Origin of the sequence: Prevotella sp. MA2016 (genome assembly GCF_000619825.1) — a bacterium.
Classification (GTDB): Bacteria; Bacteroidota; Bacteroidia; order Bacteroidales; family Bacteroidaceae; genus Prevotella.
On the sequence record NZ_JHUW01000012.1, the window covers coordinates 144,392 to 157,257 of the forward strand.

Consider the following 12,866-nt stretch of genomic DNA (forward strand, 5'->3'; position numbering starts at 1 on the left):
AAAATATTTATTAATCTGTGTTAATCCTTAGCATCAATGGCCAAAAAACGCTACCTTTGCACTATGATATTAGAAAAGTTATCGGTAATCAATTACAAAAACATAGCAGAAGCAACACTAGAATTCTCACCCAAAATAAACTGCCTGATAGGACAGAATGGCGTGGGGAAAACCAATGTGTTGGACGCTATATATTATCTATCGTTCTGCCACTCTGCTAACAATCCAATCGACTCTCAGGTTATACGCCATGGCGCTGAGTTTTTTGTGCTGGAGGGTGCCTACGAAGGTGATCTGCATATCTACTGTGGTATGAAACGAGGTACGAAAAAACACTTTAAGCGTAACAAAAAAGAGTATCGCCGACTGTCGGAACATATCGGACTGATACCTGTTGTGGTAGTATCACCATCCGACACGCTGCTGATAGAAGGTGGCAGCGAGGAGCGCCGCAAACTAATGGATATGGTGATAGCTCAATACGACCACGGATACATGGAAGCTATGAACCGCTATAACAAGGCCTTGCAGCAACGCAATACAATGCTGAAACAGGAAGAGGAGCCAAACATAGATGTCATCAGCCTATTCGAAGAGCAAATGGCCTCTGAAGGCGAGCGAATCTATCGGAGCCGAAAAGCGTTTGTAGAGGAATTGACGCCTATCTTCCAGCGCATTCATGAAACGATATCTGGTAATCGAGAGAAAGTTGGACTGAATTATATTTCACACTGTCAGCGCGGCCCACTACTGGACGTGATACAGCGCGACCGGTTCAAGGATCGTGCCATCGGCTACTCGCTGCATGGCGTGCATCGCGATGACCTGGAGATAACTATAGGCGATCATCTGATGAAACGCGAAGGTAGCCAAGGACAAAACAAGACATTTGTGATTGCCTTAAAATTGGCACAGTTTGATTTCTTGAAGCGTACCAATGCTAAGACTACACCGCTGCTTTTACTTGACGACATTTTTGACAAGCTCGACGCTCAGCGTGTAGAGCAGATTGTTAAATTAGTGGCAGGCAATGAATATGGACAGATTTTCATTACTGACACGAATCGTGACCATTTGGATTTGATACTAAGCAAATCAACTCTGGACTACAAGATATTTCATGTTGACAATGGAGAAATAACAGAACTACGAAAAGATGTTTAAACGCGACGTTCAAAATATAAAAGACCTGATTCTTAAGAATCTGCGAACACAGGGACTTGAAACACCGTTATTGCAAAAACGACTGATAGATTCCTGGAAGGATGTGGTTGGTGAGATGATTGCCAACTATACCGACAATTTGTATATCAGGAATCAAACACTATACGTACATCTCACAAATCCTGCTATACGTGCTGACTTATCAATGATGCGCCGAGAATTAGTAAAGAAACTGAATGCCCACGTAGGTAGTCAAGTAATAGCAGACGTGCAATTCCATTAAACAACTATGTCAACAGAAATATCACACGAATCTGTTGGTACTAATTCTACTTTCTGAAAATCAAAACAAACACCAACTAAAAGTGAACGGGGAGCCATCATCGTACTCAAGAATCGGTCATAATACCCCTTTCCCCTACCCAACCGATGCCCATCTGCATCGAAAGCCATTCCGGGAACCAGTACTACATCGAATGACGTATTATGTGGCATAACAGGTCCTTGAGGCTCCATAATTCCAAAGCTACCGGGCGATAAACTATCACGACCGGTATAGCGACACAAAACCATTTCTGTATCACTTACCACTTTAGGCAGATAAACAATCTTTCCTTCTTGCACCATCTCATCTATCAAATGATGCGTATCTACTTCATCGTTGAGCGAATAATAGGCAACGATGGTGCGACTGTTACGAAGCAAAGACTTGATTCGAGCCACAATAGGCAGCGACAGTTCACTCAGTTGCTGCTGAGTGAACTGCCGTTTACGTTGACGCATTAATGCTCTAAGTTCGTTTTTAAGCATGCTTTGCCTTCGGTTTTAGAGCTGGTTTTTGCGGGAAAGCACCTTCTGCATGAAACAAACGTAACGTTTCGTCTATCACTGGATCGTTTTGATTCAGATACTCGGTCCATGCTTGTTCATTGTGAATATTATAGATGATACGACTAACCACAAAGCGCTCAAGCAATTTATGCGATTTCTGTATCATAAGATTGCGACGCTTCAGGCCATTCTTATCAGCAAAGTTCACAAATTGTTCTACAATATTCTGACGCTTGAGATAAGTCTCCATCTCCTTTACATTCTTCATATCAGCAAGTTTACTACGATTATCATCGGTATATGTAAACGCAAACTGTAAGATAAGTCCCGACATAGCGGCCTCTTTATAATAAGAGGTAATACCTAAGGTATCCTCAGGAATGAAGATATCAGGCGTAATACCACCACCTCCATAAACTATACGACCATTATTAGTATGATATTCTGGACCTGTGTTTTTGATGCTATCCTTCGAGAAGAATTCACCATGCTGATAACGTGTCAACCAGTCGTCGTCATAATGATTACCATTGTTGTATGGCTTCTGGATACAGCGTCCAGAAGGCGTGTAATACCGGGCAATAGTGAGGCGAATCATAGAATGGTCGCTAAACTCCATTGGTTTCTGAACCAAACCTTTACCAAACGAACGGCGCCCAATAATTGTTCCACGATCATTATCCTGAATAGCTCCTGCCAAAATCTCTGATGCCGAAGCTGAACTTTCGTCAACCAATACTACCAATGGCAAGCGCTGATAAGAGCCACGTCCATCAGCACGATAGTCCTGACGGGGGAAAGCGCGTCCTTGTGTATAGACAATAAGCTGACCACGCGACAAAAACTCGTTGGCAATCTGAACAGCCGACTCAAGATAGCCACCAGTATTACCACGTAAGTCTATAACCAAATTAGTGAAACTCTGCTGTGAGAGTTTAGCCAATGCAATAAGCAGTTCAGGATAGGTATTCTCGCCAAAATTCCTAATCTTAATATAGCCACACTCCTCATCAAGCATATAGCAAGCTGTGACACTCTTTGTTGGAATCTCGCCACGGGTGATGGTAATATGACGTATTTTCTTTTCACCATAACGAATGACACCCAGTTTCACCTTTGTGTCTTTGGGACCTTTCAGACGATGCATGGCCTCTTCGTTAGTAACCTTCTTGCCTACGAAAGCAGAATCATCAACCTCAACAATCTTATCGCCAGCCAGCATGCCAGCACGCTCGGCAGGACCATTACCAATCACATTCTGTACACGGATAGTATCCTGACGAATGGTAAACTCAATGCCTATACCAAAAAAAGAACCTCGCAGGTCGTCGTTGGCTATCTCTCCATCGCGTGCACTGATATAAACGGAATGCGGATCAAGTTCTGCCAATATCTGAGGCATAGCCTTCTCAACCAAATCGTTGATATTCACAGTATCAACATATTGATCACTGATAATATGTAGCAGATTATTGAGTTTGTTTCCGCTCGAATTTATGATATTCAGACGGTTTCCTGAGAAGTGGTTAGCATAAAACGTGCCTATCACAATGCCAACAACCACACAGACAGCCATTAACAATGGCATGAACCGATTTGTTCTATTCTTACTCATTTTTCTATGTCTTCTAAACCAATATAGATCACCTCAATACCAGCACGCTCCAAGAGGTCAATACCATCAGTAAGACGGTATTTCTCACCATAAACCACGCGTTTGATACCAGCCTGAATAATCTGCTTGGCACACTCTATACAAGGCGAAGCCGTGATATAAATAGTAGCACCATCGCTATTGTTACTGCTACGGGCCAACTTGGTGATAGCATTAGCCTCGGCATGCAACACGTAAGGTTTAGTCACGTTGTCATCGTCTTCGCATACATTTTCAAAGCCGCTGGGGGTGCCATTATAACCATCGCTGATGATCATCTTGTCCTTTACTACCAACGCGCCCACCTGGCGACGCTTGCAGTAGGAATTCTCGGCCCAAATACGTGCCATACGCAGATAGCGTACGTCCAGTTTACTTTGTTTGTCGTTTGATTCCATTTCTTTTAAGTAATGCGTCAATGGTGGGTTCTCCACCCTTGAACCGTTTATATAATGTCATTGGATTTTCGGTACCACCTTTCGACAGGATATTTTCACGGAAACTGCTGGCCGTCTGCTTATCAAAAATGCCATGTTTCTTGAATACACTGAAGGCATCGGCATCAAGCACTTCGGCCCATTTGTAACTGTAATAGCCTGCAGCATAGCCACCCGCCATAATATGTGAGAACTGCACCGTCATACAGGTATCAGGCAACTGGGGCAGCACCATCGCTTTCTCCCATGCCTGCTTCTCGAACGGAATAATATCTGCAGTAAACTCATCTTTCTGAGTATAATAAGCCATATCCAGCAAACCAAAGCTTACCTGACGCATGCAAGCATAAGCCACATTGAAGTTGCGGCTCTTTACAATGCGGTCGATGAGTTCATCAGGCAAGGGCTCGCCAGTCTGATAGTGGAAGGCAAAAGTGCGAAGGAACTCTTTCTCGATAGCGAAATTCTCCATGAACTGCGAAGGCAACTCTACAAAGTCCCACCATACATTAGTACCACTTAAGCTTTCGAAACGCGTGTTGGCAAACATACCATGCAGCGAGTGTCCAAACTCGTGCAAGAAGGTCTCCACTTCGCCAAGTGTGAGCAAGGCGGGTTTTTCTTCGGTTGGTTTGGTTAGATTCATCACCACACTTACATGGGGACGAACATTCTCACCCTCTCGTGTAATCCATTGTCCTTGGTACTCGGTCATCCAAGCCCCACCCTGTTTGCCTTTACGGGGATGAAAATCGGCATAAAAGACAGCCAAGAAAGAGCCATCTTCATCAAACACCTCATAAGCCTTTACATCGGGATGGTAAACAGGAATATCCTTATTTTCCTTAAAGGTAATACCATACATGCGATTGGCCAGACCAAACACACCATCAATCACCTTCGACAACTCAAAATATGGACGCAGCATCTCTGCATCAAGATTATACTTCTGGAGCTGCAGCTTATGAGAATAGAAAGAAAAATCCCATGGTTCTAACTTAAAATCATTACCCTCCTGTTTGCGTGCCATCTTCTCGATTGCCTTCACCTCCTTAATGGCTGTAGGCTTGTAAGCAGCAATCAGGTCGTTAAGCAATTTGTACACATTGCGCACATTACCTGCCATACGATGCTTGAGCACATAATCAGCATAGGTTTTATGACCTAACAACTGTGCCAGTTCGCGACGCAAGTTTATGAGGCGCTTACAGATTTCGAGATTATTCTCAGTATTATCGTGGATACATTCGGTATTCTTGGCCATATACAGCTGGCGGCGCAGGTCGCGCTGTGTGCTATATGTCATAAAAGGCGAATACGAAGGAAAATCGAGCGTAAACACCCAACCTTCCTTTTCCTGCTCCTTTGCTGCCAGAGCAGCAGCCTCACGAGCAGTCTCGGGCAGGCCGTCGAGCTGAGCCTCGTCGGTAATATGCAACGTAAAGGCCTTGTTTTCTTTCAACAGGTTCTGAGAGAACTGAAGTCCAAGCATCGATGCCTCTTCGGTAAGTTGGCGCAAACGCTCCTTGCCTGCAGCATCGAGCAACGCACCACTACGTACAAAACCATCATAGCACTTATCAAGCAACATCTTTTCTTCTGCAGTCAGCTTACGATGATGCTGGTGCACGTATTTAATGCGTTCAAACAGACGTTCGTTTAGGCGGATATCATTAGCATGCTTGGTGAGGATAGGACTCATTTTCTGGGCCAGCGCATCCATCTCGTCGTTGGTCTCAGCAGAAAGCAAATTAAAAAATACGGTAGATACGCGACCCAACAGATCATAGTAACCCTCCTTATCCTTTTCGTCATCAACACTCACAATGGTGTTATCGAATGTAGGCTTGGCAGGATTATTGATAATACGTTCTATCTGCTCATCGTCGCGACGAATACCTTCCAACATAGCCTCTTCGTAATCCTCCATGCGGATACGATCAAAAGGGGCTGTGTCGTGAGGTGTGTTATAAGGTTCAAAGAACGGGTTCGTTCTAGCTTTCTTTTCAATCATCATTATACTAACTCTTTTCGGATTGCAAGGACGGTGCAAACCGAGCGCAATCAAGTTAACTTGAATTGCAGAGGTGCAACCTGTTCTCGCGGTTTTGACTGCAAAGTTACGACAAAAATCCGATACTTTACAAAACAATACATTAAAAAAGCTGAAAACGACAAGAATAGGCGTTTCTACTTGGTGTAAAGCAGGCGTTCGAGCTGTGGAATCTCTATTTTTCCACGACTCAACACTATCAGTCCGCGGTACTGCATATCATTCAGAATTCGCGACACATTGAGCCTACTATCGTTCACCTCTTCGGCCAAACGTGTCATCAGAATATTAAACACTTTATGTCCAGCAGGATAAAGACAATGCTGAGTAAAGAATCGCACCAGTCGGTCTTCAAGTGATTGAGGCGCCCGAGACCACACTTGGCGCATTTGTTTCTGTGTTTGAGTGGCAAAGTGGTTAACCATATTGAGGCGGAACACTAGAAAATCTTCCGTCAGTCGCACCACCTCTTCCTTGTCAAGCGTCAGGAAGTTAACATCTGTCTGAGCTACGAAATCACGCGTATAGCGTTGATAATAGCCAAATATCGATTCAAGTTGAAGTATGTAAGGAGCCGAAATCTGCTCCTCAACCAGATAGCCATAGTCATCAGCAAATGAGCGCACCTTCAAACTGCCATTAATCAGAAAGTAAAGCTGATTACAGGTATCGCCTGATTTCACAACGGTTTTGCCTGCACTCTGTTTTTGAAAGCCGAAACGTGTGTGACCTGCCACAATCTCCAAATCGTCGCGACTCATTCCCTGAAACAGAGGAAACTGCAATAATTTATCAAAGATTTGGAGCAAAGCCATAATTATTCCTGTAACTTGTTTTTAAGGGAAGGTGAATACCATACGGCATTCTTCCCATCCTTGTCACTATAAATGAGATAGGCCATCAGTTCAGGATGGCGATCCAACAGTTGCTGAGCTTTCTCTACCCCCATCACCATAAACGAGGTGGCATAAGCATCTGCCACAGCACAACTATTAGCAAACACAGTGGCCGAGAGTAAGCTATGCTGCACGGGATAGCCCGTCTTGGGATCAATGGTATGCGCATATTTTTTGCCACCTTTATAATAAAAGTTACGATAGTTGCCACTGGTAGCCATTGCCTTGTCGGTAATAGCAACAATACTTTGAACGCCTTGACTAGTACCTTGCATATCATCAATGGGCTTTGAAATACCTACACGCCAAGGCTTACCTTCCGGATTCACACCACTGGTCACAATCTCGCCACCTATCTCAATCATAAAATTATTCACACCCATACCGCGCAGCAATCGGGCCACTACATCTGTACCATAACCTTTGGCTATGGCAGAGCAGTCGAGCATAATACGATCGTCAGTCTTATAGATAGCGCCCTTTTCAAGCCTAACCTTCCGATAACCAATGACCTGCATCAGACTATCCACCTGCAACTTTGAAGGCTCGAAACCATTTTTAAACCCAAATCCCCAGGCATTCACCAAGGGGGCTACAGTGATATCAAAAGCGCCCTCGGTCTCGTCTGAGATCTTCATAGCTAACTGATAAACATCCAAAAACATATCGTTCAGTTTCACTGATTTATTCTGATTCACGGCAGTGATAACCGAGTTTGGATTGAATGGCGATAACGAGACATCCACCTTTGCCAACTCGGCATTGATACTATAGGTCAGGTCAGAATCACACTGATATACGGCATGATAAAAGGTTCCAAACACTTTATCAGCACTTTTCTGATAAGGCATATACCGCTGCTGGCGAATAATCAGCACCGTACCAACAATGAGCAGCACCAAAAAAGGCAACTGCCACAAGAGTTTTTTGTTATGAAGTTGTTGCATCAGATATCAATAATCACATTGAATGTTCCTCCCAACCGGGTGTCTCCAAAAATGCCAAAACCAGGTACATACCAGGTATTACCAAAATTGCCATCCTCTTTGTGCGACACACGCCTCTTGTAACGCAAACTCCACCCCAAATGCAGAGGACCGTAGATCTTGGCATCAACACCCACCACAGCCTCTATCCAGTGATAGTTACAAGAAGCATCTTTCACACCGTACCCTGTATCCCAAAGCCACACAGGATCAGGAGTATCAGGACGTGAGATATCTACCTTATAAGAAGTAAAGGCGTAGCGCAGACCTCCATACAAACGATTGTCGCCATGCTTATCCTTTAACAGATTCTTATCAATACCTATTCTGAAATAAGGTGCCGACGTACTATAATGCACTTTCGTCACATCATCATCATGATTTGCACGTCCCACACCGGCCTCGATAATTGGAAACCACTCATCGTGCAGATTCACACGCAAAGCTCCCTCATACTGACCATTGTCAGTAAACGCCATCAATCCTGCACCTACTAAATCAAACGAGACAGCAAAACCACGAAACATGGGCACAGAGTCTTTCTGAAATGAGAAAAACTTCTGAGCCTGAACTGGCACCGATGCTGAGAGTACCAGAATACTAATCGTTGCTCTTAGGATAGAGGAAGAAATGAACCGTCTGAGAGTCATATGTAACTGATGGGTTGTTAATCACTATTGAGTCGAGGTAATGACGGGTATAATTAACATCCGTCACAGTATGAAAATAGGTTGTGTTACAGTCCACAGATTCAAAATGAGGATAATCCTCCTTCTTAACCCATACCGTATCTTTCACCAACGAATCGGTATTTGCTATATTAAACTGTAACACCAGCACATCTTCAGGATGAGAATAGCTGATAGGCAGATTGAAACTGCTGACATTGATACCTTTATTATATATTATAGTATCTTTGCCATCAGCCCGAGTAGAAGATACTGTCAGTGTATCAACAAGTTTCAGTTCCGAGCCATCACTATTGCGAATCTGATACATGGTTGCAACCGTACTGTCAACGGGACAATCGACAGACGAGCAAGCCACTATCAGCAAGGTCAGCAACAAATATACACTACGTTTAATCATATCTTCTCCTCTATCTGGTAATCATTACGTCCGTTAGACGAACGACTAATCAAATCACCAAGGAAACCAGTAAGGAATAGTTGTGTTCCCAGTAGCATCATAGTCAGAGCGATGTAGAAGAAGGGCGAATCGGTCACCAAACGCTGTGGAATATGATGAGCCAGGCACCATAGCTTATCGGCACCAATCCACGCAGCAGACACAAAACCTATAAAAAACATCACTGTTCCCAGAAATCCGAAAACGTGCATAGGCTTCTTTCCGAAGGTACTCAAGAACCAAAGAGTAAGTAGGTCCAGATAACCATTCACAAAACGGTTGAGCCCCATAAACTTCGATGAGCCATATTTACGAGCCTGGTGCTGAACCACCTTCTCACCAATCTTATCAAAGCCAGCATTCTTAGCCAGATAAGGAATATAACGGTGCATTTCGCCATACACCTCGATATTTTTCACAACAGCCTTGCGATAAGCCTTCAAGCCACAATTAAAGTCATGCAGGTTCTTGATTCCACTAATTTTGCGTGCAGTAGCATTAAACAGTTTAGTGGGGATTGTCTTTGAAATAGGATCATAACGCTTCTGTTTATAGCCACTCACAAGGTCATAGCCATCTTCCTTAATCATACGATACAATTCAGGAATTTCATCAGGCGAGTCCTGAAGGTCAGCATCCATCGTGATCACCACATCTCCCTGAGCCTGCTCAAATCCACAATACAGAGCAGGACTCTTACCATAGTTTCGACGGAACTTGATACCTTTAACCACATCAGGCTGTTTCTGGTGCAATTCAGAGATAATCTCCCACGAACGGTCAGTAGAACCATCGTTGATAAAAATCACCTCATAGCTAAAATTGTTAGCGTTCATTACACGCTCTATCCATGCATAAAGTTCAGGGATAGACTCATCCTCATTATAAAGAGGTATAACTACAGATATATCCATAATTTCAATTCTTCTATTCTATCTTACGTTTCTGCATAATCAATGCTATGGGCAAACCGAGAATAAAGCCCAACGAAATATTGATTGTGAGAATATTTAATGCATAATCAATAGGACGAGTCATCGCCATTTCAGCTAAGCCATCATTCACCACCTTAGCCATGCCATACTGCTCTAGCATAACACGTCCCTCCTCTGAGCCTATCATCTTAGCAAATGAGTTAACTAGATAACCATTGTCCATATAAGCAAAATACAGATACTGAGCTACAGCCAACAGAATGGCTCCATAGAAGAACACAAAGATGATATAAGCATAACTACGCCCAAAGGAGATGACACCTTCTAGCCCATAATCACGAAATTTGCGTAATCTGCTTGCCACAAAAAATGGTGTCATCACAGCCATCAGCATAGCTGCCATAGCCAATGTTTGATTAGTCAGTCCTACGATATAACTAGCAAAACTAGCGATCCACAGCATGGCCAGAAAAAAGCCATCCTGACGTGCGTAAGCTTTTAATTGTATATATTCTGGTGCAGTCATTATTTTACATTTACCTTTATCAGTGTGCAAAAATACGCATTTTCCCGCACATAATAAGGGCTTTCTACAAAAAAATAGTTAAAAACTCTATTTTTCTTAATGTTGAATTCTTATTTCTTAATTAAAATGATTACCTTTGCACCCGCTTTAAAGCAGAAGTTCTTTGAAAACATGGGTAAGTCCTGTACGGCCAGCTCCCTTTGAATCCCCCAGGGTGGGAACGCAGCAAGGGTATTAGGTTGTAGCGGCGCGATGCAGATCGCTTACCCACCCGCCTCTTTAGCTCAGTTGGCCAGAGCACGTGATTTGTAATCTCGGGGTCGTTGGTTCGAATCCGACAAGAGGCTCACAATAAACAGGAGGATAGAACATTCTATCCTCCTGTTTTTGTATTCAGCAAAAAAGAAACTAGAAAAGTCTTATCTTAATTTGGATAATTCACTTTTATTATTTATCTTTGCATAAAAAAGCATCGGACACAATGGAAACAGAAGGAACAAGAGACCTATTATTAACCATACTGACAAAGATTGGTTGCCAATACGAATTACCAAAAGAAGATGAAGACGAACGTATCTTCTTCGCCTATCAAGGTGAGCATTTTATTGCAAATGCCACTAACGCACTGCGATTCATCCAACTATGGGACACCCATTGGGATCATATTGAGTTATATGATATCGATGATTTTGCTCGTCTGAAAAAAGTTATCAATATGGCCAATCTCAATAACAGCGTTATGACTGTTTACACCATTGATGAAGAAGCCAAGACCGTTGATGTACACTGCAAATCTACCATCTTATTCATACCAGAAATTCCCGACATCGAAGATTTCCTCAAACTTGAGCTCAACGAGTTCTTCCGTGCCCACCAATTCGTTAAACTCGAAATGGCTAAACTGCGTGACAAAGAAATAGCTCTCAACAATTAAGTTGATTACATACAATAAGTAACTTAAATAATTTTTTTTCTAAATTACAAATCTGTCACAATCAAATTGCAAGATTAGCATCCTTAATTAAAATTAAGATCACAACAGTAACAATCAGGGATTAACAGGCTGCCCCAGCATCTGCTTGATATGCGTATCAAGAATATGAAAAGCAGGATCAACCATACCAACATGTCCATGACCGTCAATCTCATACAGATAGGTCTGATTGTGGCCCACCAGCTTCATCATGCGAGCCAGATATTGGTTTTCGTCATATCTGCCATAGAGTTCCAACTCACGATCACCACAAATCAGCACCAAAGGCGCACAATCTTTACGCACCCAATAAAGTGGTGCATACTGATCGATTGTTGGTTGTAACGGCTGAATACCTTGCATCTTACGAACATTATAATGAGTGATGGCCTGACCACTAAAAGGAATATACTGCCAAACACTGTCAGCATCTATCTGATAGCCTTTTAACCATGCTTTATTCAAACATAGCATCATAGTCAGGTAACCACCAGCAGAATGCCCCGTAACGACGATTTTACGCGGGTCGCCACCATATTCCTTAGCATGTCGGAAAGCCCACGCCACAGCCTCTGCAGCATCATCAATAGTCTTATCAACAGTTACCTTGGGCAACAAACGATAGTTAGCTCCAATAACAACATATCCTTTTTCCTTCAATCGCTGTGGCAATTCCTTCTGACCTGCTTCCAATCCGCCACCATGGAACCACACAATTACAGGACAATCCTTTTTATCTTCTGGATAATACACATCCAGCTTCAAACGCTCTTTGGCATAGGCATCAGACTTAGTAGTATAACTGATGTTTGAAACGGTTTTGTAACTCTGCGCACTAATGGCTACAACCATCGTGAGCATCACTGATAATACTTTTAATCTCTTCATAGTTCGTTAGTTTTTGAAAATAAAAAGCCCTAGAGATGTGTATCTCCAGGGCTTTCGCTTTAAAAAGACGGCGGCTTCCTACTCTCCCGCATTGCATTGCAGTACCATCGGCGCAGGTGGGCTTAACTTCTCTGTTCGGAATGGGAAGAGGTGGGACCCCACTGCAATAACCACCTAATATAGGTTATTGACATTGTCGACACAAGAAAACTGGGTAGAAGTTCGTTCCAGAAACAACTACATCTGATAATATCAGCATGAAGCGAAAGAGTTCGGGCAATTAGTAGTGCTCGGCTTTGACGTCACCGTCTTTACACCTGCACCCTATCAACGTCATCGTCTATGACGACCCTCAATGGAGTCCTCATCTTGCGGCTGGCTTCGCACTTAGATGC

General features: G+C 43.1%; 14 protein-coding genes, 1 tRNA gene and 2 rRNA genes. 4 read left to right on the forward strand and 13 right to left on the reverse strand.

The features are described 5' to 3' along the window. Positions 1-63: 63 nt before the first annotated feature. Positions 64-1,164 (forward strand): DNA replication/repair protein RecF, encoded by a 1,101-nt coding sequence (locus T360_RS0110185; RefSeq protein WP_028912694.1) that lies wholly within the window; start codon positions 64-66, stop codon positions 1,162-1,164. Then, complete coding sequence (locus T360_RS0110190) at positions 1,157-1,447, forward strand: DUF721 domain-containing protein (protein ID WP_028912695.1); 291 nt, start codon at positions 1,157-1,159, stop codon at positions 1,445-1,447. Before T360_RS0110185 ends, T360_RS0110190 begins: the two co-directional genes overlap by 8 nt. Here the strand turns inward: T360_RS0110190 and T360_RS0110195 are convergent. The 10 genes from T360_RS0110195 to T360_RS0110240 form a co-directional block, all read right to left on the reverse strand. Then, a complete protein-coding gene (locus T360_RS0110195; RefSeq protein ID WP_028912696.1) occupies positions 1,444-1,974 on the reverse strand; it encodes a 5-formyltetrahydrofolate cyclo-ligase in 531 nt (176 codons plus the stop codon). The two genes, T360_RS0110190 and T360_RS0110195, sit on opposite strands and share 4 nt — an antisense overlap. After that, positions 1,967-3,610: a S41 family peptidase gene (locus tag T360_RS15160; RefSeq protein ID WP_051523510.1), complete on the reverse strand. Its 1,644-nt coding sequence runs from the start codon at positions 3,608-3,610 to the stop codon at positions 1,967-1,969. The genes T360_RS0110195 and T360_RS15160 overlap by 8 nt, the downstream gene beginning before the upstream one ends. After that, on the reverse strand, positions 3,607-4,047 hold the full coding sequence (locus tag T360_RS0110205; RefSeq protein ID WP_036929420.1) for a dCMP deaminase family protein: 441 nt from the start codon (positions 4,045-4,047) through the stop codon (positions 3,607-3,609). Before T360_RS0110205 ends, T360_RS15160 begins: the two co-directional genes overlap by 4 nt. Beyond that, positions 4,022-6,103 (reverse strand): M3 family metallopeptidase, encoded by a 2,082-nt coding sequence (locus tag T360_RS0110210; RefSeq protein WP_155949493.1) that lies wholly within the window; start codon positions 6,101-6,103, stop codon positions 4,022-4,024. Before T360_RS0110210 ends, T360_RS0110205 begins: the two co-directional genes overlap by 26 nt. 173 nt (positions 6,104-6,276) lie before the next feature. Further along, complete coding sequence (locus tag T360_RS0110215; RefSeq protein ID WP_028912699.1) at positions 6,277-6,954, reverse strand: Crp/Fnr family transcriptional regulator; 678 nt, start codon at positions 6,952-6,954, stop codon at positions 6,277-6,279. A gap of 2 nt (positions 6,955-6,956) precedes the next feature. Next, entirely contained in the window at positions 6,957-7,982 is a 1,026-nt protein-coding gene (locus T360_RS0110220; protein WP_028912700.1) for an FAD:protein FMN transferase, read from the reverse strand. Continuing rightward, the gene (locus T360_RS0110225; protein ID WP_036929423.1) at positions 7,982-8,671 is read right to left on the reverse strand and encodes a DUF6048 family protein; all 690 of its coding nucleotides are present in this window, start codon (positions 8,669-8,671) and stop codon (positions 7,982-7,984) included. Before T360_RS0110225 ends, T360_RS0110220 begins: the two co-directional genes overlap by 1 nt. Continuing rightward, positions 8,622-9,110 carry a DUF6452 family protein gene (locus tag T360_RS0110230; RefSeq protein ID WP_028912702.1) on the reverse strand — a complete coding sequence of 163 codons (489 nt, stop codon included), beginning with the start codon at positions 9,108-9,110 and terminating at the stop codon, positions 8,622-8,624. The genes T360_RS0110225 and T360_RS0110230 overlap by 50 nt, the downstream gene beginning before the upstream one ends. After that, complete coding sequence (locus T360_RS0110235; protein ID WP_028912703.1) at positions 9,107-10,063, reverse strand: glycosyltransferase family 2 protein; 957 nt, start codon at positions 10,061-10,063, stop codon at positions 9,107-9,109. Before T360_RS0110235 ends, T360_RS0110230 begins: the two co-directional genes overlap by 4 nt. A gap of 13 nt (positions 10,064-10,076) precedes the next feature. Further along, a complete protein-coding gene (locus T360_RS0110240; protein ID WP_028912704.1) occupies positions 10,077-10,610 on the reverse strand; it encodes a DUF4199 domain-containing protein in 534 nt (177 codons plus the stop codon). A 273-nt stretch (positions 10,611-10,883) separates the two neighbouring features. On the opposite strand from T360_RS0110240, the gene T360_RS0110245 reads away from it, so the two are divergent. Then, positions 10,884-10,957: transfer RNA gene (locus tag T360_RS0110245), tRNA-Thr, on the forward strand. A 134-nt stretch (positions 10,958-11,091) separates the two neighbouring features. Continuing rightward, entirely contained in the window at positions 11,092-11,544 is a 453-nt protein-coding gene (locus tag T360_RS15165; RefSeq protein WP_051523512.1) for a hypothetical protein, read from the forward strand. A gap of 114 nt (positions 11,545-11,658) precedes the next feature. Here the strand turns inward: T360_RS15165 and T360_RS0110255 are convergent, their stop codons facing one another. The 3 genes from T360_RS0110255 to T360_RS0110265 all read right to left on the reverse strand — a co-directional run. Next, positions 11,659-12,471 carry an alpha/beta hydrolase gene (locus T360_RS0110255; RefSeq protein WP_028912705.1) on the reverse strand — a complete coding sequence of 271 codons (813 nt, stop codon included), beginning with the start codon at positions 12,469-12,471 and terminating at the stop codon, positions 11,659-11,661. Positions 12,472-12,536: 65 nt separating this feature from the next. After that, positions 12,537-12,649: ribosomal RNA gene (gene rrf / locus T360_RS0110260) — 5S ribosomal RNA — on the reverse strand. An 81-nt stretch (positions 12,650-12,730) separates the two neighbouring features. Next, positions 12,731-12,866: ribosomal RNA gene (locus tag T360_RS0110265) — 23S ribosomal RNA — on the reverse strand; the annotation flags it as partial.